Origin of the sequence: Corynebacterium sphenisci DSM 44792 (genome assembly GCF_001941505.1) — a bacterium.
GTDB lineage: Bacteria > Actinomycetota > Actinomycetes > Mycobacteriales > Mycobacteriaceae > Corynebacterium > Corynebacterium sphenisci.
The window spans coordinates 1079275-1101598 of the sequence record NZ_CP009248.1 but is presented as its reverse complement, the minus strand read 5'-3'; the positions used below and the strand labels follow the sequence as shown (position 1 = coordinate 1101598).

The 22324-nt window shown below is 76.5% G+C and carries 16 protein-coding genes; 2 read left to right on the top strand and 14 right to left on the bottom strand.

The genetic code is table 11. From position 1 onward, the window contains the following. The first annotated feature begins 68 nt into the window (after nt 1–68). Complete coding sequence (locus tag CSPHI_RS05070) at nt 69–2219, top strand: acyltransferase family protein (RefSeq protein WP_075691792.1); 2151 nt, start codon at nt 69–71, stop codon at nt 2217–2219. A gap of 5 nt (nt 2220–2224) precedes the next feature. Next, nucleotides 2225–4312 (top strand): acyltransferase family protein, encoded by a 2088-nt coding sequence (locus CSPHI_RS05065; protein ID WP_075691791.1) that lies wholly within the window; start codon nt 2225–2227, stop codon nt 4310–4312. Between the two features lie 43 nt (nt 4313–4355). Here CSPHI_RS05065 and ffh read toward each other — a convergent pair whose 3' ends face one another. The 14 genes from ffh to CSPHI_RS04995 form a co-directional block, all read right to left on the bottom strand. Further along, complete coding sequence (gene ffh, locus CSPHI_RS05060) at nt 4356–5969, bottom strand: signal recognition particle protein (protein WP_075691790.1); 1614 nt, start codon at nt 5967–5969, stop codon at nt 4356–4358. A gap of 27 nt (nt 5970–5996) precedes the next feature. Continuing rightward, on the bottom strand, nt 5997–8147 hold the full coding sequence (locus CSPHI_RS05055) for an HD domain-containing protein (protein ID WP_075691789.1): 2151 nt from the start codon (nt 8145–8147) through the stop codon (nt 5997–5999). A gap of 10 nt (nt 8148–8157) precedes the next feature. Beyond that, nucleotides 8158–8496 (bottom strand): P-II family nitrogen regulator, encoded by a 339-nt coding sequence (locus tag CSPHI_RS05050; RefSeq protein ID WP_075691788.1) that lies wholly within the window; start codon nt 8494–8496, stop codon nt 8158–8160. A 31-nt stretch (nt 8497–8527) separates the two neighbouring features. After that, nucleotides 8528–9865, bottom strand: coding sequence for an ammonium transporter (locus tag CSPHI_RS05045; RefSeq protein WP_075691787.1), 1338 nt, complete (start codon nt 9863–9865; stop codon nt 8528–8530). A 188-nt stretch (nt 9866–10053) separates the two neighbouring features. Continuing rightward, the gene (gene ftsY / locus CSPHI_RS05040) at nt 10054–11577 is read right to left on the bottom strand and encodes a signal recognition particle-docking protein FtsY (protein ID WP_075691786.1); all 1524 of its coding nucleotides are present in this window, start codon (nt 11575–11577) and stop codon (nt 10054–10056) included. Between the two features lie 73 nt (nt 11578–11650). Next, nucleotides 11651–12754, bottom strand: a complete 1104-nt coding sequence (locus CSPHI_RS05035) for an ABC transporter permease subunit (protein WP_075691785.1) — start codon at nt 12752–12754, stop codon at nt 11651–11653. Beyond that, nucleotides 12751–13656: an ABC transporter ATP-binding protein gene (locus CSPHI_RS12660; protein WP_075691784.1), complete on the bottom strand. Its 906-nt coding sequence runs from the start codon at nt 13654–13656 to the stop codon at nt 12751–12753. Before CSPHI_RS12660 ends, CSPHI_RS05035 begins: the two co-directional genes overlap by 4 nt. A gap of 76 nt (nt 13657–13732) precedes the next feature. Further along, nucleotides 13733–17293: a chromosome segregation protein SMC gene (gene smc / locus CSPHI_RS05025; RefSeq protein WP_075691783.1), complete on the bottom strand. Its 3561-nt coding sequence runs from the start codon at nt 17291–17293 to the stop codon at nt 13733–13735. A 39-nt stretch (nt 17294–17332) separates the two neighbouring features. Beyond that, entirely contained in the window at nt 17333–17635 is a 303-nt protein-coding gene (locus CSPHI_RS05020) for an acylphosphatase (protein WP_075691782.1), read from the bottom strand. An 11-nt stretch (nt 17636–17646) separates the two neighbouring features. After that, nucleotides 17647–18348, bottom strand: a complete 702-nt coding sequence (locus CSPHI_RS05015; protein ID WP_075691781.1) for a DUF2786 domain-containing protein — start codon at nt 18346–18348, stop codon at nt 17647–17649. 195 nt (nt 18349–18543) lie between these two features. Next, nucleotides 18544–20007 carry an alanine/glycine:cation symporter family protein gene (locus CSPHI_RS05010; RefSeq protein WP_075693749.1) on the bottom strand — a complete coding sequence of 488 codons (1464 nt, stop codon included), beginning with the start codon at nt 20005–20007 and terminating at the stop codon, nt 18544–18546. Nucleotides 20008–20088: 81 nt separating this feature from the next. Beyond that, complete coding sequence (gene mutM / locus CSPHI_RS05005) at nt 20089–20949, bottom strand: bifunctional DNA-formamidopyrimidine glycosylase/DNA-(apurinic or apyrimidinic site) lyase (protein WP_075691780.1); 861 nt, start codon at nt 20947–20949, stop codon at nt 20089–20091. A 1-nt stretch (nt 20950) separates the two neighbouring features. After that, nucleotides 20951–21679: a ribonuclease III gene (gene rnc / locus CSPHI_RS05000; RefSeq protein ID WP_075691779.1), complete on the bottom strand. Its 729-nt coding sequence runs from the start codon at nt 21677–21679 to the stop codon at nt 20951–20953. Next, nucleotides 21676–22296: a YceD family protein gene (locus CSPHI_RS04995; RefSeq protein WP_075691778.1), complete on the bottom strand. Its 621-nt coding sequence runs from the start codon at nt 22294–22296 to the stop codon at nt 21676–21678. The genes rnc and CSPHI_RS04995 overlap by 4 nt, the downstream gene beginning before the upstream one ends. Between the last annotated feature and the right edge of the window lie 28 nt (nt 22297–22324).

Here is a 22324-nt window from a genome sequence, read left to right as displayed (position 1 = left end):
CGCCGGCCGGTGCGGCGGGGGCCGCCCTGAACGCCGGGCCGCCGCCGGCCGGTGCTAGGTTCGGGGCCGTGCCCCCGACCCCCGCCGGCCGCGCCGCGCCCCCGCCCAGCCCCTACCGTCGCGATCTCGACGGTCTGCGCGGTATCGCGATCGCGCTGGTGGTGCTCTTCCACGTCTACGTGGGCCGGGTCTCCGGCGGCGTGGACGTGTTCCTGCTGCTGTCCGGGCTGTTCTTCCTCGGCTCCCAGATCCGCAACGCGGACCGCCCGCATCGCTCGATCAACCCCTGGTGGTCGATCTGGCGCACCGCCCGGCGGCTGCTGCCCGGCCTGCTCACCGTGCTCGCCGCCACCGCCGCCCTGGTGCTCTGGCGGGTACCGTCGATGCGCACCATCGACAACGCCCGGCAGCTGGCGGCCAGCGTGCTGTACTTCCAGAACTGGGAGCTCGCCGCCCAGGCCCGCGACTACCGGGCCGCCGGCGCGGACTCCTCCCCCCTGCAGCACCTGTGGTCGATGTCCGTGCAGGGCCAGTTCTACCTGGGCGCGATCCTGCTGGTCAGCCTGGTCGGCTGGATCGTGCGGGGACGCAACCGGCGCCGGGCCGGGGCCCGGCCGTGGACCACCGCGGCGGCGATGACCCCGATTCTGGCGGCGGTGACCATCGCCTCCTTCGGCTACGCCTGGTGGCTGCACGGGGTGGACCAGCCGCTGAACTACTACTCCACCTGGTCCCGGCTCTGGGAGCTGGGCTTGGGCGCCCTGCTCGGCCTGGTGATCGCCCGGGTGCGCCCGCCGCGCCGGCTCGCCGCCGCGGCCGCCGCCCTCGGGGTGACCATGATCGCGGTCACCGGCCTCCTCGCCGACGGCGCCTACCACTTCCCCGGCCCGCTGACCCTGTTCCCGCTCACCGGGGCCGCCCTGGTGGTGGCCTCGCGGGGCCGCGGCGGGATGGTCTCCGCCGCCCTGGGCTCCCGGGTGGCCACCTGGTTCGGCGACATCGCCTACGCGCTGTACCTGTGGCACTGGCCGCTGCTCATCATCGCGGTGCGCGAATCCGGCCGGGAGGCGCCCACCGCGGCGCTGGGCACCGCCGTGGTGGCGGTGTCGGTGGCCCTGGCCTGGGCCACCCACCGGTTCATCGAGCGCCCCCTGATGCAGCGCGGCACCCGCCCGGACCGCGGGGACCGGGTCCTCGCCGCCGCCTGGGCGGGGCTGCGCGCCCGCCGCGGCTCCCGGCTGCGCGCCGTGGCCGCGGTGGCGCTGCTGCTCATCGCCGGGTCCCTGGTGTCCGCGGAGGAGGTGCAGCGGCACCGGATCCGGGCGGCCCGGGTGGCGGTGCTCGACCCGACGGCCTACCCCGGGGCCCGGGTGGTCACCGAGGGCGCGGCCGCCCCGGCCGGGGTGCCCTACCGGCCCGCCCCGGATCTCGCGGACTCGATGTGGCCGCAGCCGGCCTGGGAGGGCTGCCTGACCCGGCGCGCCGACGACCCCGAGGCGATCTACACCGTGAAGCGCGACATCGGCGACGGCACCGAGCCCTGCGTCTACGGCGACCCCGCGGGTGCGCGCACCATGCTGCTGGTCGGCGCCTCCCATTCCGAGCAGTGGTTCCCGCCGCTGCACGCGATCGCCCGGGAGGAGGGTTTCCGGCTCATCCCGGTGCTGCGCCCGGGCTGCCCGGTGAGCCTGCAGCCCGGCTCGGGCGAGGTGTGCGACCGCTGGTCGCAGGCGGTGGTGGACTACATCGCGGAGACCACCCCGGATCTGGTGGTCACCACCGCCTCCCGGCCCGGTTCCGCGCGGCACGATTTCACCCCGGAGGGCTACCTGCGCTTCTGGGATGCGCTGCGGGCCATCGGGGTGCCCTTCCTGGCCATCCGGGACACCCCCTGGTTCGTCGACGCCCGCGGGGAGAAGCTGCGGCCCACCGAATGCGTCGCCGACGGCGGGGACCCGGACGCCTGCGGCGCCGCCGCGGACTGGCTGCTCACCCCCTTCAACCCGGCCGAGGAGTTCATCGGCGCCTACCCGGGCTCGACCACCGTGGACTTCACCGACGTGCTCTGCCCGGACGGCTGGTGCCCGGCGGTGCTCGGCAACATCTTCGTCTACCGCGACGACAACCACCTCACCGACGACATCGCCGCCTCCCTCACCCCCGAGTTCCGCCGCCGGGTCGCCCCGGTGCTGCGGGCCATCGCGGACGGGGGGCGCTGAGGCCGATGGGCTACCGCAGGGATCTCGACGGGCTGCGCGGCATCGCCATCGCGCTGGTGGTGGCCTGCCACGTCTACGTGGGCCGGGTCTCCGGCGGCGTGGACGTGTTCCTGCTGCTCTCCGGCTACTTCTTCCTCGGCTCCCAGCTGCGCGCCGCCGATGACCCGACCCGCAGCGTCAACCCCTGGTGGCCGCTGTGGCGCACCGCCCGGCGGCTGCTGCCGGCGCTGCTCACGGTGCTCGCCGCGGTGACCCTCGCCGCGCTCGCGGCGCTGCCGCAGCTGCGCACCCTCGCCCTGGCCCGGCAGGTGGGCGCCTCGGCCCTGTACTTCCAGAACGTGGAGCTGGCCCGGCAGGCCGCGGACTACGCCGCCGCCGGGGCCTCGGTGAGCCCGCTGCAGCACCTGTGGTCGATGTCCGTGCAGGGCCAGTTCTACCTGGCGGTGATCCTCGCCACCTGCCTGCTCGCGGCCACCCTGCGCGCCACGCACGCCCCGGGCCGGCCCTCGGCGCTGCTCGCCGCGCCGCTGGCCGCGGTGACCCTGGCCTCCTTCGCCCACGCCGTCCGGCTGCACGGGTCGGACCAGGCGCTGAACTACTACTCCACCGCCAGCCGCGCCTGGGAGCTCACCGCCGGCGGGCTGCTCGCCATCGCCGGCGCCCGGATCCTGCTGCCGGCGCGGGTGGCCCGCCTCGCCGCCCCGGCGGGGCTGGCCATGGTGGTGTCCACCGCGGCGCTCTTCGACGGTGCGGCGGTGTTCCCCGGTCCCGCGGCGCTGTGGCCGCTGGGCGGCGCGGCGCTGGTGATCGCCGCCGGGGGCGCGCCGGGGGCGACCACCCGGCTGCTCGCCTCGGCGCCGATGACCTGGCTCGGCGACATCGCCTACGCCCTGTACCTGTGGCATTGGCCGCTGCTCATCCTGCTGCTGCGCGCCACCGGGGCCGAGGAGCCCTCGGCGGCGGCGGGCACCGCGGTGATCGCGGTGTCCCTGGTGCTGGCCCACCTCACCCACCGGCTGCTGGAGCGGCCGCTGATGCAGCATGCGGCCCGGCCCCGGGTGGGCGAGGCCCGGGTGCGGGCGGCGTGGGCGGGGCTCGCCGCCGGCGGCGCCCCGCGGGCCCGGGCCGCCGCCGGGGCGGCGCTCGCCGTGGTGCTGGCCGGCCTGGTGGCGCTCACCCCGGTGCAGCAGCACCGGATCGCGGCGGCCGCCGGCGGGGAGCTGGACCCGGCGCTGTACCCGGGGGCGCTGGCGATGGACCAGGGCCGGCCGGTGCCGGCCGGGGTGCGCCCGGAGCCGAACCCGGAGATCATCCGCTCCCTGTTCCCCGAGCCGGCGAAGCGCGGCTGCATCACGCTGAGCGGCGAGGGCCCGGAGACCCTGGCCCTGGAGCGGGAGGACGGCCGGCCCTGCCTGTGGGGCGACCCGGCCGGGGAGCGGGAGATCCTGCTGCTTGGCGGCTCCCATTCCGAGCAGTGGTTCAGCCCCCTGGACATCGTCGCCGCCCGGCACGGCTGGCGGCTGCGCCCGCTGCTGCGGCAGGGCTGCCCGCCGGTGCTGGGCGACATCGACGAGGTCGGCGGGGCCTGCCCGGAGTGGACCCGGCTGGCGATGGCGCATATCGCGGACAATCCCCCGGATCTGGTGGTGGTGACCTCCACCCGGCCGGACCGGGCCGGCGACGGGGACTTCGTGCCGGGCCCCTACGTGAACTTCTGGCGGGAGTTGGAGCGGCTCGGGGTGCCCTTCGCCGCGCTGCGCGACACCCCGTGGTTCACCGACGACCGGGGGGAGCGCTACTCCCCCACCGAATGCCTGCTCGCCGGCGGCGACGCCGCCTCCTGCGGGATCGCCCGGTCCCGAGTGCTCGACGAGGCCAACCCGGCCGATGCGGTGCTCGCCGGGATCGCCGGGGCGCATTCCCTGGATCTGACCGACCTGCTCTGCGGGCCGCGGTTCTGCCCGCCGGTGATCGGCAACATCTACGCCTACCGGGACGACAACCACATCACCGATGAGCTGGCCCGCACCATGGCCGCGCGGCTGGACCGGGAGCTGACCCCGATCCTGGAGGGGATCGAGGCCGCCGGCTGACCGGGCGCGCGGGCGCCCGCCCCGGGGTGCGCGGGGGCCGGGGCTAGCGCCGGCCGGGCTTGCCCTCGCCGAAGTCCAGGGCGGAGAGATCGATGCCCTCCATGCCCGGGGGCAGCTGATCGCCCATCTGCTTCTGCAGCTCCGCCAGGTCCGGCATCCCGCCGCCGGCGCCGGGCATCCCCGGCATGCCGGGCATCCCGGGCATCCCGGGCATGCCCTGCCGGGCGGCCTTCGGCGGGGTCGGCCCCCGGCCGCGGCCCTTCTTGCCCTTGCGGCCCTTCTTGCGCTTCTTCGTCGCGCTGCGGCTGCCGCCGGGCATCCCGAACTGGCCGGCCATCTGGTTCATCATCTTCCGGGCCTCGAAGAACCGGTCCACCAGCTGGTTGACCTCGGTGACGGTCACCCCGGAACCGCGGGCGATGCGCTTGCGCCGGGAGGCGTTGAGGATCTTCGGGTTCTCCCGCTCCGCCGGCGTCATGCCGCGGATGATGGCCTGGATCCGGTCGAGCTGGCGCTCGTCGACCATGTCCGCCATCTCCGACATCTGGGAGCCGCCGGGCAGCATCTTCAGGATGTTGCCGATGGGGCCCATCCGCCGGATCATGAGCATCTGCTCGAGGAAGTCCTCCAGGGTCAGCTCCCCGGAGCCCATCTTGCGGGCGGTCTTCTCCGCCTCCTTCGCGTCGAAGACCTGCTCGGCCTGCTCGATGAGGGAGAGCATGTCGCCCATGCCGAGGATCCGGCCGGCCATCCGCTCCGGGTGGAAGACGTCGAAGTCCTCCAGCTTCTCCCCCGTCGAGGCGAAGAGGATCGGCTTGCCGGTGACCTCCCGGATGGACAGCGCCGCACCGCCGCGGGCGTCGCCGTCGAGCTTGGTGAGCACCACCCCGGTGAAGCCCACCCCGTCGCGGAAGGCCTCCGCGGTGGTCACCGCGTCCTGGCCGATCATCGCGTCGATGACGAAGAGCACCTCGTGCGGGTCGATCGCGTCGCGGATGTCCCGGGCCTGGCCCATGAGCACCTCGTCGATGCCCAGCCGGCCGGCGGTGTCCACGATCACCACGTCATGGTGCGCGCCCCGGGCGAAGGCGATGCCGCGGCGGGCGACCTCCACCGGGTCCCCGTGGCTGGTGCCCATCTCATGGTCGTGGGAGCCCTCGGCGGTGCCCGGGTCCGGGGCGAAGCAGGCCACCCCGGCGCGCTCGGCGACGATCTGCAGCTGCTGCACCGCCCCGGGGCGCTGCAGGTCGCAGGCCACCAGCACCGGGGTGTGGCCCTGCCCGGCGAGGTGCTTGGCGAGTTTGCCGGCCAGGGTGGTCTTGCCGGCGCCCTGCAGGCCGGCGAGCATGATGATGGTCGGCGGGTTCTTCGCCAGGTTGAGCCGGCGGGTCTCCCCGCCGAGGATCGCGCGCAGCTCCTCGTCGACGATCTTGATGACCTGCTGGGCGGGGTTGAGCGCCTGGGAGACCTCCGCGGAGGCCGCCCGGGTCTTGATCCTCTTGATGAAGGCCCGCACCACCGGCAGCGCGACATCGGCCTCGAGCAGGGCCAGGCGGATCTCCCGCGCGGTGGCGTTGATGTCGGCCTCGCTGAGCCGGCCCTTGCCGCGCAGGTCCTTCAGTGCCCCGGTCAGCCGTTCGGACAGTGATTCGAACACGTGCCTGGTACTCCCTGATTGATTCGACTATCGAGCGCTAACCCCCTCACCATACCCGGCGCCGAGAACGCCGAGCACCCCGGTTTCCGCCGCCGCGGCCCGCCCCGGGCGGGCCCCGAGCAGGTCCACCGCGGTGCCCGCGACGGTGCCGGCGCGCACCCAGGCCAGCTCCGCCCCGGCCGCGGCGACCACCTCGGCGAGCAGCCCCGGCCGGTCCGGGGCGCGCAGTTCCACGATCCCGCCGCCGGGGCCGCGGCGCAGCAGCCGGGCATCCGCCGGCGCCGCGGGGGCCGGGCCCGGGATCGCCGCCGCCGCCGGCCCGGGGCGGCCGGCGGCGCGGTACCGGGCGCGCAGCGCCTCCGGCCGCGGCGGCCCGCCGTGGCGGGGCCGCAGCACCACCTCGGCGCGCACCCCGGCCTCGTCGAACACCGCGGTGGCCGCGGCGACCGCGCAGCCGGCGGCGGCGAGCGCCCGCAGCAGCCCGGCCAGCGCCGCCGCACCGGCCGGGTCGGCCAGCCGCACCGTCCACCCGGCCACCGCCACCGGACCCGGCTCCGGCGCCGGCGGCGGCTCCGGGGGCCCCGGCACCGCCCCGGCCAGGCGCTCCCGGGCCCCGGCGGCGAGCCGGCGCACCCCCGCCGCCCGGGAGGGCGTCCACACCCCGGGCCCGGTGCCCAGCGAATCGGCCTCGGTGAGCACCTCCAGCACGTCCAGGGCCAGGGCCGGGTCCCCGGCGTCGGCGAGCCGCCCCACCAGCGCCGCGGCCGTCGCCGGGGCCGCCGGGTCGGCGCGGGTGGCCAGCTCGGCGAGCCGCTGGTGCTCGCGCACCAGCACCTCCAGGGTCGCCGCATCGGCCGCGGGCAGCCCCGCGGCGGCGGCGAAGCCGGCGGCGATGCTCGCGCCGACCTCCGCATGGGGCCGATCCCGGCCCTTGCCGAGATCGTGCAGCAGCGCGGCGAGCAGCAGCAGATCCGGCCGGGCCACCCGGGTGCGCCGGGCCGCGGCCCCGGCGACCACGGCGATGGTGTGCTCGTCGACGGTGCGGATGTGGCTGCGCTCCCGGGGCACCAGGCCCCGGATCGCCGGCCAGTCCGGCAGCAGCGGCTCCAGCAGCCCGTGCGCGTCGAGATCGCGGAGCACCCCCGGATCCGCGGCGAGCACGGCGAGCAGATCGGCGAGCACCGCCGCCGGCCAGGGCCGCGGCGGGGCGGGGCAGTCGGCCAGCCGCCGCCAGGTGGCCTCCCCGGCGGCCATCCCGGTGCGCGCCATCGAGGCGGCCGCGCGCAGCGGCAGCCCCGGATCCCCGAGATCGGCGCCGCGGGCCAGCGCCACCTGCCCGCCGTGGTCGACGACCCCCTCGTCCAGGCTGCGCCGCACCGGCCAGCGCAGCGCGGTGCGCCGGGGCAGCGCCGCCCGAGCGGTGCCGGTGGCCCGGGTCAGGGCGGCGTCGATCTCCGCGGCGGCGTCGGCCAGGCCGCGCTGCAGGGCGCGGCCGTCGGGGTAGCCCAGGTCGGCGTGGATGAGCTCCGCGAACTCGGGGTCGAGCACGTCATGGGCCCGCCGGGCGACGAGGTGCAGCCGGGCCCGGATGTCCAGCAGCACCCCCCGGGCGGCCTCGGTGCCCCCGGTGTCGGCGATCTGGGCCAGGGCCAGGGCGCGCAGCAGATCATGGTCGCGCAGCCCGCCGCGGCCGTGCTTGAGATCCGGCCGGGTCATCGCGGTCACCGCACCGCAGCGGCGCCACCGGGCGGCGGCGGTGCCGATGAGCGCGTCGAAGCGGCCGGGCATGCCGCGCCGCCAGGCGGTGCGCAGGCGCTCCCGCAGCTCCTCGGTGAGCTCCTCGGCGCCGCGCAGATGCGCCAGATCCAGCAGGGCCAGGAACACCGCCGGGTCGGCCTCGGCGGCGGCCAGCGCCGCCGCCGGGGTGCGCACCGAATGGTCCACCGGGATCGGGTGGTCCCACAGCGGGTACCAGATCGACTCGGCGACCCGGGCGACCTCGGCCTCCGGCACCGCCGGGTCCACGATCAGGGTGAGGTCCAGGTCCGAGTGCGCGGTGGCCTCCCCGCGGGCGTAGGAGCCGGTGGCGGCCAGGGCGAACCCGGCCGGCGGGTCGATTGCGGCGAGCAGCGCCGCCGGGTCCGGCCGCGGCGGGTCGGCGCCGGGTGCGGCGGCCATCGGCGCCGGCCTAGACGGCGGCGTCGCCGACGTCGCCGGTGCGTACCCGCACCACGTGGGAGACGTCGGTGACCCACACCTTGCCGTCGCCGATGGACCCGGTGCGGGCCGCGCCGACGATCGCCTCGACCGCGTCGGCGGCGGAGCCGTCGCCGACGACGACCTCGATTTTGAGCTTGTCGACGAAGTCGACGCTGTACTCGGCGCCGCGGTAGACCTCGGTATGGCCCTTCTGCTGGCCGTAGCCGCGGACCTCGCTGACGGTCATGCCGTGCACGCCGATGCGCTGCAGCGCCTCCTTGACCTCCGGCACGGTGAAGGGCTTGACGACTGCGGTGATGAGCTTCATGGTGTTCCTCTTCGGTCGTGACGGGGTCCGGCTAGGGGCGCGGGGAGGGGATGGCGGTGGTGGTGTCGTAGGCGGTTTCGCCGTGCTCGGCGCCGTCGATGCCGGAGCGCTCCGCGGCATCGGCGACCCGCCAGCCCATGGTGGCGCGCAGGCCCAGGCCCAGTGCGGCGGTGACCGCCCCGGAGAAGACCATGGCGACCGCGGCGATCAGGATCTGCACCACCAGCAGCCGGGCGCCGTCGGCGCCGCCGCCGGTGAGCAGCCCCCGGCCGTCGGCGAGCAGGCCCACGCCGACGGTGCCCCACAGCCCGGCGACCAGGTGCACGCCGACCACGTCGAGGCTGTCGTCGAACCTGAGGCGGTACTTCAGGCCCACGCCCAGGCAGGCCAGCACCCCGCCGACCGCGCCGAGCGCGATCGCCCCGGCCGGGGTGAGGTCCCCGCAGGCGGGGGTCACCGCGACCAGGCCGGCGACCACCCCGGAGGCGGCGCCGAGGGAGGTGGCCTTGCCGTCGCGGATCCGCTCGCAGCCCAGCCAGCCCAGCATCGCCGCGCCGGTGGCCACGGTGGTGTTCAGCCAGGCCAGGCCGGCGACCCCGTCGGCGGCGAAGGCGGAGCCGGCGTTGAAGCCGAACCAGCCGAACCACAGCAGGGCCGCGCCCAGCATGACCAGGGGCAGGTTGTGCGGGCGGTGCGCGGTGCGCAGGAAGCCCACCGAGGGCCCGACGATGATGGCCAGCACCAGGGCGGCCATGCCGGCGTTGATGTGCACCACGGTGCCGCCGGCGAAGTCGATGGGCGCGATCCGCGCGACCCGCTCGCCGCCCTCGGCGACGGTGCCGAACAGGGCGGCGGGGATCCCGCCGGCGCCGTCGGAGAGCAGCCCGCCGCCCCAGACCATGTGCGCCATCGGGAAGTAGGCGAAGGTCACCCAGGCGGCGGCGAAGACCAGCCAGGTGGCGAAGCGGGCCCGGTTGGCGATCGCGCCGGTGATCAGCGCGGCGGCGATCACCGCGAAGGTGAGCTGGAAGCAGACGTCGATGACGTTGGCGTAGCCCGCGGCCCCGGCGACGTAGTCCCCGGCCCCGTCGACGATGGCCCCGGAGAGGCCGAACTGGGTGAAGGGGTTGGCGAAGACGCCGGCGACGGAGCCGCCGCCGTAGGACATCGACCAGCCCCAGAGCACGTAGACGACGCTGACCACGCCGAGGGAGCCGAAGGACATCATCATCATGTTGAGCACCGCCCGGCGGCCGGCCATGCCCCCGTAGAAGCAGGCCAGGGCGGGGGTCATCAGCAGGACCAGGGCGGCGGAGATGAGCATCCAGGCGGCGTCGCCGCTCATCGCCGCGGTGTGTTCTGCGGTCATCGGTTCTCCTCTGGGGATCGGGTGGGTGCCCCGATGACCTTTCCGGCCCGGTGTTTCCGCCCGCCCGCGGCGGCGGTAACCGGCGGGTAAACACCACTCCGCCGCCGTATCCGGCAGGTTTCGCCCCGCCGACGCCGCCGCGCCCCGCCGGGGGCTCCCGGCGGGGCGCGGTGCGGTGCGCGGTGCGGCTACTCGCCGAGCAGCGCGTCGACGAAGCTCTCCGGTTCGAAGGGGGCCAGGTGGTCGGCGCCCTCGCCGAGGCCGACCAGCTTCACCGGCACGCCCAGCTCATGCTGCACCTGGAAGACGATGCCGCCCTTGGCGGTGCCGTCCAGCTTGGTCAGCGCCACCCCGGTGATGTCCACCACGTCCCGGAAGGTGCGCGCCTGCATCAGCCCGTTCTGGCCCACGGTGGCGTCGAGCACCAGCAGCACCTCGTCCACGGCGGCCTTCTTCTCCACCACCCGCTTGACCTTGCCGAGCTGGTCCATCAGCCCGGTGGCGGTGTGCAGCCGGCCGGCGGTGTCGATGAGCACCACGTCGGCGCCGCGGTCCACCCCGGCGGCCACCGCGTCGAAGGCCACCGAGGCCGGGTCGGCGCCCTCGGCGCCGCGGATGGTGTCCGCCCCGACCCGCCGGCCCCAGGTGGCCAGCTGGTCCACGGCGGCGGCGCGGAAGGTGTCCGCCGCGCCGAGCAGCACGCTGTGCCCCTGGGCGACGAGCACCCGGGCGAGTTTGCCGGCGGTGGTGGTCTTGCCGGTGCCGTTGACCCCGACGACCAGGATCACCGCGGGCTTGCCCGCATGGGGCAGCGCGCGGATGGAGCGGTCCATGTCCGGGCCGCACTCCTCGATGAGCACCTCGCGCAGCAGGGCGCGCACCTCGGCCTCGGTGGAGATCCTGCGGGTGGCGATCCGCTCGCGCAGCTTGTCCACCACGCTCATCGTGGTCGCCGAGCCGAGATCGGCCATCAGCAGGGTGTCCTCGATCTCCTCCCAGGAGTCCTCGTCGAGGTCCCCGGCGCCGAGGATGCCGAGCACGGAGTCGCCGATGGCGGACTGGGAGCGGGAGAGCCGGCCCTTGAGCCGGCCGAGCCGGCCCTCGGCGGGCGCGATCTCGTCGAGCCGCTGCTCCGGCTCGGGTTCGGGCGCCGGCTCGGGCTCCGGCGCGGGCGCCGGGGCAACCTCCGGCTCGGCCGCCGGCTCGGGTTCGGCGGGCGGTTCCGGCGTGGGCTCGGCAACCGGCTCGGGCTCCGGCGTGGGCTCGGCAACCGGCTCGGGCTCCGGCGTGGGCTCGGCAACCGGCTCGGGCTCGGCGGCCGGGTCCGGCGCCGGGGGCGTGGGTGGCGCCGGCGGCGTGGCCGGCTCATCCGGTTCGGCCGGCACCGGCTCCGCGGGGGCGGCCGGCGGCGGGGTCGGCGGGACGGGCTTCGCCGCCGGGGCCCCGCCGACCGGGGCGGAGCCGCCGAGCTCCTGGCCGGGCAGCACCTCCGGGGATTTCGCGGCGCCCGCGGCCGGGCCGGCGGAGAAGCTGAACCCGCTCTGGGCCTGGTAGTTGCCCGACTTCTGCTCCCGGGTGAGCTCCCTGGCCTCCTCCCGCTTCGTCAACGAGATGGTGTTCGCGCGGCGGCGGGCCCGTCCCACGAGGAACAGGATCAGCAGCAGCAGCGCGAGGACGACGAGGGCTAGCGCAATCCACTGGGGTGTTGTCATGGACCCAGTGTGTCAGGTGCGGCCCGGGCTGTCAGACCGCACCCCGCCCGGCGGGGCGGCGGGGTGCGCCGGCTCAGGCGATGCGCACCCCGCGGGGCAGCCGGCCGGCGGGCACCCGCAGCCGGCGCAGCGTGGCGTAGAAGCCGGCCCCGCCGATCAGCAGGTTCACCAGCAGGCCCGGGATCCAGCGCCAGCCGGGGGTCCCCGGCGGATCCGGGTAATCCCAGGGTTCCTGGCCGCGCTTCTCCCGTTCCCGCCACTGGGCGCAGTTCAGCGACTCCGGCGGGGTGGCCGGGGTGAAGGCGTCCTCCACCCCGTCGCGGATGAGGAACATCGGGGCGTAGTCCACCCCGGCGACGCCGGGCTGGCTGTCGGCGAGCACCACCAGCGGCTGCGCCACCAGCAGCGGCGCCACCGGCCGGGTGTGCCAGATCTCCTCGGTGTACTCGGTCTCCACGCAGGGGATCGAGTCCGGGTCCAGGAAGGAGCCGTCGTCCGCGTACAGCGCGTCGAGGTCCTCGTCCGACCCGGCTTCCAGCGTCTCCCAGTCCGGGCGGGCCATGGTCACCGAGACCTCCTCGCGCAGCGCCGGGGCGATGAGGCCGAAGGCCATCGGCAGCCCCACCACCAGCACCGCCACCAGCAGATAGGACAGCATGGTGGAGGCCCCGGTGCGCGGGGTCAGGGAGCTGATCCCCAGCCCGGCGGCGCACACCGCCAGCAGCAGGGCCGCGATCACCGCCACCGCCAGCGGCAGTGACCAGGGCGCCATCGCCGACCACACCGAGGTGAACAGCAGCACCGGCAGGCTGACCAGGAGGAAGGCCAGGGAGGCGGCCCAGGCGGCGAGTAGTTTGCCCAGGGCCAGGGCCAGCGGGGACAGCGGGGTGGCCTGCACCGTGGCCAGCACCCCGTCCCGGCTGTCGCCGTTGACCGAGGTGGCGGTGAGCGCCGGGGCGATGATGAGGCCCACGCAGAGCACGAAGAACAGCACCAGCTGGTGCAGCACCACCACGCCCTCCCGGCCGGCCTCGAGCACGCCGAAGGTGCTCACCATGCCGATGGTCACCGCGACCAGCACCAGGAACCAGGCCGCCAGGGAGGCCTTCCACCGCCCGGAGCGCACCCGCTGGGTCAGCTCCAGGCGGGTGACCAGGCCCACGCCGCGCAGGCTCATCGGGTCCCCCCTCCCCCGGCGGTGAAGTACTCGTCCTCCAGGGAGGCCCGGCCGAAGGAGCGCACCGGCACCCCGGCGGCCACCGCCCGGCCGAGCACCCCGGTGGCGGCGGCCTCGTCGGCGGCGGGGAAGCCGGCCCGGGCGGGCCCGGCGCCGGGCAGCAGCCGCACCCCGGCGCCCTCGGCGGCCTCGGCGGCGGCCCAGGCGGCCAGCGCCGCGGCGTCCGGGGACTCCAGGCACCAGTTGCCGTCCCGGGCGGGGGCGGCCCCGGTGCGCCCGGCGCGCATCACCACCACGTCGTCGACCATCTCGTCGAGCTCGGGCAGCACATGGGAGCTGACCAGGACGGTGGCCCCGCCGGCGGCGAGCTCGCGCAGGATGTCGCGCAGGTCCTTGCGCCCCTCCGGGTCCATCCCGGAGGCGGGTTCGTCGAGCAGCAGCACCTCGGGGTCGTTGACCAGCGCCCGGGCCAGGGAGAGCCGCTGCTTCTGCCCCCGGGAGAGCACCCGCACCGGGCTGGCCGCGTGCTCGGCCAGTCCGACCCGCTCCAGCAGGGCCGGGGCCCGGCCGGCGGCGTCCCCCCGGTCCATCCCGTACATCCGGGCGAAGACCTCCAGGATCTCCGCGGCGCGCATCGACTCCCACATGCCCACCGCATCGGGCATCCATCCGATCCGGGCCCGGGCGGCGGGGCCCTCGGTCACCGGGTCCGCGCCGAGCACCCGGATCTCCCCGGAGTCGGGGGCGAGCAGCCCGGCGAGCATGAGCAGCAGGGTGGTCTTCCCGGAGCCGTTGGGGCCGATCAACCCGGTGATCCGGCCCGCCCGGAGGTCCAGGTCGGCGCGGTCCACGGCGACGGCCTCGCCGAAGGTCCGGCGAACGGCGGTGGCGGTGACGGACATGGGGCTGAGGATACCCTCGCCCACCCCCGGGGGCCCGGGCGCGGCCGCGGGCGCACCCCCGGTCGCGGCCGCGGAATCAGCCCCGTGGGCCCCCGGGCCCGGCCGGCGCGGCCTCCCCGCCGGCGTCCCCCTCCCCCGGGCCCGGCCCGGCGTCGGCGTCGGCGCCGGGCCGCGGCGCCGGGGACATCCGCTGGGAGAGCACCCGGGTCACCCCGTCGCCGCGCATGGCCACCCCGTAGAGCACGTTGGCCACGTCCATGGTCGGCTTCTGGTGGGTGATCACGATCAGCTGGGAGGATTCCCGCAGCTCCTCCAGCAGGGCGATCAGCCGGCGCAGGTTGACGTCGTCGAGGGCGGCCTCGACCTCGTCGAGGACGTAGAAGGGGCTGGGCCGGGCCCGGAAGATGGCCACCAGCATGGCCAGCGCGGTGAGCGACTTCTCGCCCCCGGAGAGCAGGGACAGCCGCTTGACCCGTTTGCCGGGCGGGCGGGCCTCCACCTCGATCCCGGTGGCCAGCATGTCCTCCGGTTCGGTGAGCACCAGCCGGCCCTCCCCGCCGGGGAAGAGGGTGGCGAAGACCTTCGGGAACTCCGCCTCGACATCGCGCCAGGCCTCGGTGAACAGGCGCAGGATGGTGTCGTCGACCTCGGCGACGACCTCCAGCAGATCCCGGCGGGCCCGGCGCACGTCCTCCAGCTGGGTGGACAGGAAGGTGTGCCGCTCCTCCATCGCGGCGTACTCCTCCAGGGCCAGCGGGTTGACCCGGCCCAGGGCGCGCAGGTCCCGCTCCGCCCGGGCCAGCCGTTCGGCGACCTCCGCCCGGTCGAAGCCCTCCTCCGGGGCGTGCTCGGCGAGCAGCTCCTCGACCCCGATGCCGAGCCGCTCCCCGGCGGCGGCCTCGGCCTGGTCCACCCGCAGCTGGGCCTCGGCGCGGGCGACGTCGCCGCGGTGCGCCTCGTCGGTGGCCCGGGCCAGGGCGGCGGTGGCCGCGTCCGCGGCGTTGCGCGCCGCCTGGGCGCGGGCGGCGAGATCCTTGCGGGCGGCCTCGGCGGCGTCGCGGGCGGCCGCGGCGGCGGCCAGCTCCACCCCCACCCGGGCGCCGAGGTCCTCGGCGCGCCCGGCGACCGCGGCGGCCAGCTCCCGGGCCCGGGCCCGGCGGGCGCGGGCCCGCTCGTGCCGGGCCCGGTTGGCCCGCTCCGCGGCGGCGGTGCGGCGCAGCCGGTCGGCCCGCCCGCGCACCGCGGCGGCGCGCTCCTCGGCGGTGCGCAGCGCCAGCCGCGCCTCGGTCTCCATCGCCCGGGCCTGGGCGAGTTCCGCCCCCGCCCGGTCCCGGGCCTCGGTGGAGGGCTCCGCCTCCTCGGGGTCCTCGTCGACCCGGGCCAGCCGGGCGACGATCCCGTCTAGCTCCCCGGCGAGATCGGCGGCCCGCCGCTCCGCCTCCGCCCGGGCCCGGCCGGCGCGCTCGGCGTCGTGGGCGATGCCGTCGAGGTGCGCCGCGGCCCGGGTGCGGGCGTCGTCCAGCCCGGCCAGGGCCCGTTCATGCTCGCGCAGCGCGGCCCGGGCGGCGGCGGCGTCGGTGCGCCGGTCCTCCTCCTCGGCGGCCGCCCCGGACAGCGCGCCGGCGAGATCCGCCAGCTGCGCCTCGGCGTCCTCCAGCCGCTGCCGGGCGGCGGCGATCTCCCCGCCGAGCTCCACGGCGCCGCGGCGACCCCCCGCCCCGCCGGCGACCCAGCCGGGCCCGTGCAACCGGCCGTCCGGGGTGACCGCGCGCAGCCGGTTGTCGGCCTCCACCGCCGTCCGGGCGGTGCCCGCGTCGGGGCAGAGCAGCACGTCGACCAGCAGCGCCGCCAGCGGGGCGGCCAGGTCCGGGGGCGCGATGATCTCGTCCAGCGCCCAGGCGCAGCCGGCGGGCACCGTGGCCTGCAGCCGCCAGGTGCCCCCGGCGGCGGTCTCCAGCACCATCGCCCGGCCCGCCCCGGCCTCGGCGAGCTCGGCGATGAGCCCGTCGGCGTCGTCGACGGCGACGAGGGCCTCGGCGGCCGGGCCGAGGGCGGCGGCCACCGCCGCCGACCAGTGCCCGCGGACCTGGATCAGATCCGGCAGCGCGGCCAGGCCGTGGCGCTCCCGCAGCCAGCCGGCGCCGTCGGTGAGCGCCTCCGCGGCGGCGGCCTCCAGGGCCTCGATCCGGGCGGCGGCGGCGGACACCGCCCGCTCCAGCCCCCGTTCGGCCTCGCGCAGCTGGGCGTGCCGGGCGGCGGCCGCCTCCGCCTCCGCGGCGGCCCGGTCGTCGGCGGCGGCGAGCTCCGGGCCGGCGGCCTCGGCGGCGGCGCGGGCGGCGTCGGCCTCCTCGGCGGCGGCGCGGGCGGCGGCCAGCCGCGGCTCCGCCTCGGCGATCTGCTCGTCGATCCGGGCCACCTCCGCCTCCGCGGCGGCCAGCCGGGCGCGCAGCGACTCCTCGGCGGCGACCAGGCGCACCACCCCCTCCCGGCGATCCGCGATGGCGCGCACCGCGGCGAGGTGCTCGGCCTCGGCCTCCCGGGCGGCGTCCTCCGCCGCGGCCAGCAGCTCCCGGACGTGCTCCAGGCGGCCGCGGGCGTCGTCCTCGGCCTCGGCGAGCTCCGCCTCCCGGTCCGCGGCCTCGGCGGCGCGGGCCTCCAGCTCCGCCGGGTCCGGGCCGGTCCACGGCGGCTCCGGTTCCGCCGCGGCCCGGTCGGCGGCGATCCGGGCGGTGGCGGCGACCCGCTCGGCCAGCGCGGAGAGCCGGAACCACAGGTCCCGGGCGGCCTCGGCGGCCGGGGTGGCCGCGGCCAGCTCCTCCTCCAGCCGATCCCGGCGCGCCCCGGCGTCCTCGGCGGCCGCGGCGGCGTCTTCGGCGGCCTCGGCGGCCAGCCGCAGCCGCGCGTCCGCGCCGCCGAGGGCCTCGCGCAGCTCCACCAGGTCCGCGGCGGCCAGGGCCAGCCGGGCGGCGCGCAGATCGGCCTGCACGGTGCGCGCCCGCCGGGCCGCCTCCGCCTGCCGGGCCAGGGGCTTGAGCTGCCGGGACAGTTCCCCGGTGAGGTCCTCCAGGCGGTCCAGGTTCGCCTGCATCGCGGTGATCTTGCGCTGCGCCTTCTCCTTGCGCCGCCGGTGCTTGAGCACCCCGGCGGCCTCCTCGATGAAGGAGCGCCGGTCCTCCGGGCGGGACTCCAGGATCTGGGCGAGCCGGCCCTGGCCGACGATGATGTGCATCTCCCGGCCGATGCCGGTGTCGGAGAGCAGCTCCTGGACGTCCATCAGCCGGCAGCGGGCGCCGTTGATCTCGTATTCGCTGGCCCCGTCCCGGAACATCCGGCGGGTCACCGAGACCTCCGAGTACTGGATCGGCAGCGCCCCGTCGGCGTTGTCGATGGTCAGGGTCACCTCGGCGCGGCCCAGGGGCTTGCGCCCGGAGGTGCCGGCGAAGATGACGTCCTCCATCTTCCCGCCGCGCAGGCTCTTCGCGCCCTGCTCGCCCATCACCCAGGCCAGGGCGTCGACCACGTTGGATTTGCCGGACCCGTTCGGCCCGACCACCGCGCAGATGCCGGGCTCGAATTTCAGGGTCGTCGCCGACGCGAAGGACTTGAAGCCCTTGAGGGTCAGCGATTTCAGGTGCACGGCCCGTATTGTGCCATGCCGCCGGCCGCCCGGGGTCGGCTACCTGCGCGCGAAACCCTCCCCCAGCCCGCGGGCCGGGCCCCGGTCGGCGACCACGGTGCGCACCGCCCCGGGGGTGCCGCCCCCGCGCAGCCAGTCCAGCAGCGCCGCGACCGCCGCAGGCGGGCCCTCGGCGATGACCAGCACCCGCCCGTCCGGGTAGTTCGTCGCCGAACCGGCCAGGCCCAGCTCCAGGGCCCGGCAGCGGGTGGCCCAGCGGAAGCCCACCCCCTGCACCCGGCCGTGCACCCAGGCGGTCAGGCGCACCCGATCCCCGGGGGCGTCGTCGGTTCTCGAGCTCATGGACGCACACGCTACCCGGGCAGCGCCGGCCGCGGGCGCAGCCGGGTCTGCCCGAGATCCGCCCGGGCGGCGGCGCGGCGGCCCTCGGCGAGCGCGGCCCGGGACAGCGCCCCGGTGGCCCGGGTGCGCCGGATCCCGGGGAAGCGCTCCGCCAGCGCCGCCTCCGCCCGGCGCCGGTCGTCGAGGAGCACCAGGCCCGCACCGGGGGCGTCAGCGGCGGCGGCGCCCTCCGCGGCGGTGAGCCGGCGGTGCACCCCGGCGGCGAAGCCGAGCATCCAGGACCGGCGCACCTGGGCGGTGCCCAGGCGCTCCCCGGGGGCGGGCCGCGCCCGGGCGGCGCCGGCGGCCATCGCCGCGTTGAGCATGGGGAACAGCAGCCGCACCCGCTCGAGGTGCCGGGGCGCCCCGGCCAGGTGGTAGTCCATCACCCCGCCCGCGGCGCCGGAGCGCACCACGGTGCAGTGCAGCCCCTCGGCCACCGCGGCGAGCAGCGCGGCCTGCTGGTGCAGGTAGCGCCCGGTGAGCCGGCCGTGCTCCACCACCGGCGCCCGCCGCGGCCCCGCCCCGGCGAGGTCGCCGGGGTCCAGCCCGTAGCGGGCGAGCAGCTGGTAGGCCCGCTCCTCGAAGGCGTCGCCCTCCGGGGTGCCCGCCCGGTCCGCGGCCTGGGCGAGCAGCCCCCGGATCCGGGCCCGGATCCGATCCCGATCGGCCATCGCTGCCTCCCCTCCCCCTCGCTCCCCGGCGGCGCCTCCGCCGGTGGCGCGGCCCAGGCTAGCCCGCCGGCCGCCGCGCGCGACCCGCCCGCGCCCCGCCGCGGGCGGGGGCGTGGACGGCGCCCGGAATGTCGACGGCCCCGCCCGGGCCGGCCCGGGCGGGGCGGCTCCGGCGGGGCCGGCGGGGCCGGGCGCTCAGCGGTAGCGGGGCAGCTGCTGGTGCACGGTCATCGGGTCGGTGCCGTCCCAGCACTCGATCCGCTCCCGGCCGCGCAGATCCGGGATGTCGTCGCGGTGGTAGACCGGCTCCTCCCCGCGGGCGCGCTGCTCGGCGTAGTTGGCCAGCAGCGCCACCGCCACCCCGCCCAGGGGCAGGATGGCGACCAGGTTGATGGTGGCCATCAGCGCGGAGAACACGTCGGCCAGGGCCCACACCAGCGGCACCGAGCCGATCGCGCCGCCGAAGACGCAGAGCACCACCACCGCGCGCACCCCGAGCAGCAGCCCGCGGGAGCGGGAGAGGAAGGGGATGTTCGCCTCCGCGTAGTAGTAGTTGCCGATGATCGAGGAGAAGGCCAGGAAGAAGATGATCACGGTCACCGCGTGCACCGCCCAGCCGCCGACCTGGGCGGCCAGCGCGGACTGGGTCAGCGAGGTGCCCTCCGCCTCCCCGCCGTAGGTGGGGTGCGAGAGCAGGATGATGATCGCGGTCATGGTGCACATCACCAGGGTGTCGAAGTAGACGCCCAGGGTCTGGATGAGGCCCTGCTTGCAGGGGTGCGACACCGAGGCGGTGGCCGCGGCGTTGGGGGTGGAGCCCATGCCCGCCTCATTGGAGAACAGGCCCCGGCGCACGCCCTGCATGATCGCGGTGCCCACCGCGGCCCCGGCGATCTCCCGGATGCCCAGGGCGTGCTGCACGATGAGCGCGATCATCGACGGCACCTCGGTGATGTTGAGCACCAGCACGGTCACCGCGAGCAGCACGTAGGCCCCGGCCATCAGCGGCACCAGCACCTGGGTGACCCCGGAGATCCGGCGCACCCCGCCGAAGATGACCAGCGCGGTCAGCGCCGCGATCACCGCGCCGATCACCATCCGCAGGGTCATGCCCCCGTCGGCGGAGGTCACCACCGCGGCGGTGATCGAGTTCGACTGCACCGCGTTGAAGACGAAGCCGTAGGTCAGGGTGATGATCACGGCGAAGGCCAGGGCCAGCGGCCGCCAGCGCTCCCCGAGGCCCCGGGTGATGTAGTACGCGGGCCCGCCGTAGTAGGAGTCCTTGTCCCGGGACTTGTACACCTGGGCCAGGGTGGACTCGACGAAGGCGGTGGCCCCGCCGACGATGGCCAGCAGCCACATCCAGAACACCGCCCCGGGCCCGCCCAGCGAGATCGCCACCGCCACCCCGGCGACGTTGCCGGTGCCCACCCGGGAGGCCGCGGAGATGGTGAAGGCCTTGAAGGCGGAGATGCCCTTGACCCCCTCGGAGATGTCCGAGGGGGTTTCCCCGAGGGTGCGGAACATCTCCGGCAGGTAGCGGATCTGCACCAGCAGGGTCCGCACGCAGAAGTACAGCCCGGCGCCGATGAGCAGCACCATCATGAACTGCCAGTACACGCCGTTCCAGGCGTCGATTGCCTCGACCGCCGAATCCATCCATGCCATGGGGGGAAGGATACCGCCGTTCCCGCCCGGGGAGTGAAACGGGTTACCCGCGTGGTCCGGCGGTGATCCGGATCACCTGCGCTGGCAGCGCGGGCAGAGGTAGCTGGACCGGTTCATGAACCGCCGGCGCACCACCGTCGCCCCGCAGCGGGGGCAGTCCGATCCGGCGCGGCCGTAGACCGCCAGCTCCCGGGAGAAGTAGCCGGATTCGCCGTTGACGTGCACGTAGAGGGAGTCGAAGCTGGTGCCCCCGGCGGCCAGGGAGCGCTCCATCACCGCCCGGCCGGCGCGGATCAGCCCGGCCAGCCGGCGCACCCCCAGCTCATCGGCGGGCACCTCCCCGTCCAGCCGGGCCGCCCAGAGCATCTCGTCGGCGTAGATGTTGCCGATGCCGCTGACCACCTCCTGGTTGAGCAGCACCCGCTTCACCCCGCTGCGCCGGGCGCGGATCCGGTGCGCCAGCTCCGCCGGGCCCCGGGCCCGGTCGGTGACCTCCAGCAGATCCGGGGCGATATGCGCCGCCGGGGCGGGCACCGGCCGGCCGTCGTGGCGGGAGGGCGCCAGGTCGCAGGCCCACAGCCAGCCGAAGGTGCGCTGGTCCCGGAAGGCCACCACGGTGCCGTCGTCGAGGGTGAACGCCGCCCGCAGATGCCGGTCCGGGCCGGCCTCGGCGGCGGGCAGGGTGAGCTGGCCGCTCATCCCCAGGTGCACCAGCAGCGTGGCGCCGTCGTCGAGGACCCACCACAGGTACTTGCCGCGGCGGTCCACCGCCGTGACCCGCCGGCCGGTGACCCGGGCGGCGAGCTCGGCGGCCCCGCCGGGCTGGCGGCGCGCCGCCCGATCCCGCAGCACCGCCGCGGACTCGATCCGCCGGCCGGCCAGGTGCGGGGCCAGGCCCCGGCGGATGGTCTCCACCTCGGGCAGCTCGGGCATCTCAGGCCAGCGCCTCGGTGGCCTGGTGCGCGGCCTGCATCTCGGCCTCCTTCTTCGTCGGCGCCGCGCCCTCCCCGCGCACCGCCCCGTCGACCAGCACCCGCACCGCGTAGCGGCGGTCGTGGTCCGGCCCGGAGACCTCCACCTGGTATTCGGCGGCGGGCAGCTTGCGCGCGGCGAGCCGCTCCTGCAGCAGGGTCTTCCAGTCCCGGCCCCGGGCCTCGGTGGGCGCGGAGTCGATCATGTCGGTGAACAGGTCGTGGATCACCCGGCGGGCGACCTCGAAGCCGTGCTCGAGGTAGATCGCGCCGAGCAGCGCCTCGGTGGTGTCGGCGAGGATGGAGTGCTTGTCCGCGCCCCCGGTGACCTGCTCGCCCCGGCCGAGCAGGATGTGCCCGCCCAGGCCCAGGCCGCGGGCGACGTCGGCGAGGGCGTACATGTTCACCACCGCCGCGCGCATCTTGGAGATGTCCTGCTCGGTGCGCTCCGGGAAGCGCCGGTAGAGCTCCTCGGCGACGCACATGCCCAGCACCGAGTCGCCGAGGAACTCCAGGCGCTCGTTGTTGGGCAGGGTGCCGTTCTCGTTGGCGAAGCTGCGGTGGGTCAGCGCCAGGGTGAGCATCGCCTCGTCGAGGTCCACGCCCAGCCCGGCCAGCAGCGGGGCGTGGTCCACGGCGGCGAAGGCCGCCGCCCGGGCGGCCTCCCCGGTGAGCCGGCGCCGCCGGCTCATCGGGCGGACTCCCCCGCCGGATCCGCGTCGGAGCCGGCGTCGGCGTCGTCCCGGCCGAAGCGCTCGGCCAGCGCCGCCCAGCGCGGGTCCACCGCCTCCGGGGCCCCCTCGCCGACCACCCCGTCCGGGGCGGGCACCCCGGTGTCGCGTTCGGCGCAGTCCACCCCGCCGAAGTCGGCGCAGGTCGGGGAGAACGGCAGGGTCAGCACGGTCTCGTCGATCACCGCCTGGGTGAGATCGGCGTAGTCGCCGACCAGGGGCGGGGCGTCGTCCTCCAGGTCCTGGTCCTCCCCGGAGTCGTCGACGACGAAGCCCTCGCCGGCGCCGAAGGCCCGGGAGACCCGGATGTCCAGCCGGTCGTCGAGATCGGCGAGGCAGCGCGCGCAGGTGCCGGCGAGGGGGGCGCGCACCTCCGCGTCGACGAGCACGCCCCCGCCCAGCGGGGTGATCCTGCCCTCGACGAGCACCTCGGCGCCGGCGGGGACGCCGATCAGCTCGGCGCCGATCCGCTCGGGCGCGGGGGCGGAGGCGCGGAAGGGCGCCGCGGCGCCCTCGCGCAGCACGGGGCCGACGTCGACGACGAAGGGGGAGGCTGGGTCGATTCTGCGGGTGCTCATGATGCGGCCAGCATACCCGCCGCCCCTC

Coding starts and splice junctions, on each gene's coding strand:
- CSPHI_RS05065 (WP_075691791.1), top strand. CDS start 2,225: ATGGGCTACCGCAGGGATCTCGACGGGCTGCGCGGCATCGCCATCGCG.
- CSPHI_RS04995 (WP_075691778.1), bottom strand. CDS start 22,296: ATGAGCACCCGCAGAATCGACCCAGCCTCCCCCTTCGTCGTCGACGTC.
- CSPHI_RS05020 (WP_075691782.1), bottom strand. CDS start 17,635: ATGAGCTCGAGAACCGACGACGCCCCCGGGGATCGGGTGCGCCTGACC.
- CSPHI_RS12660 (WP_075691784.1), bottom strand. CDS start 13,656: ATGTCCGTCACCGCCACCGCCGTTCGCCGGACCTTCGGCGAGGCCGTC.
- CSPHI_RS05010 (WP_075693749.1), bottom strand. CDS start 20,007: ATGGATTCGGCGGTCGAGGCAATCGACGCCTGGAACGGCGTGTACTGG.
- rnc (WP_075691779.1), bottom strand. CDS start 21,679: ATGAGCCGGCGGCGCCGGCTCACCGGGGAGGCCGCCCGGGCGGCGGCC.
- CSPHI_RS05015 (WP_075691781.1), bottom strand. CDS start 18,348: ATGGCCGATCGGGATCGGATCCGGGCCCGGATCCGGGGGCTGCTCGCC.
- CSPHI_RS05055 (WP_075691789.1), bottom strand. CDS start 8,147: ATGGCCGCCGCACCCGGCGCCGACCCGCCGCGGCCGGACCCGGCGGCG.
- ftsY (WP_075691786.1), bottom strand. CDS start 11,577: ATGACAACACCCCAGTGGATTGCGCTAGCCCTCGTCGTCCTCGCGCTG.
- CSPHI_RS05045 (WP_075691787.1), bottom strand. CDS start 9,865: ATGACCGCAGAACACACCGCGGCGATGAGCGGCGACGCCGCCTGGATG.
- CSPHI_RS05035 (WP_075691785.1), bottom strand. CDS start 12,754: ATGAGCCTGCGCGGCGTGGGCCTGGTCACCCGCCTGGAGCTGACCCAG.
- mutM (WP_075691780.1), bottom strand. CDS start 20,949: ATGCCCGAGCTGCCCGAGGTGGAGACCATCCGCCGGGGCCTGGCCCCG.
- CSPHI_RS05050 (WP_075691788.1), bottom strand. CDS start 8,496: ATGAAGCTCATCACCGCAGTCGTCAAGCCCTTCACCGTGCCGGAGGTC.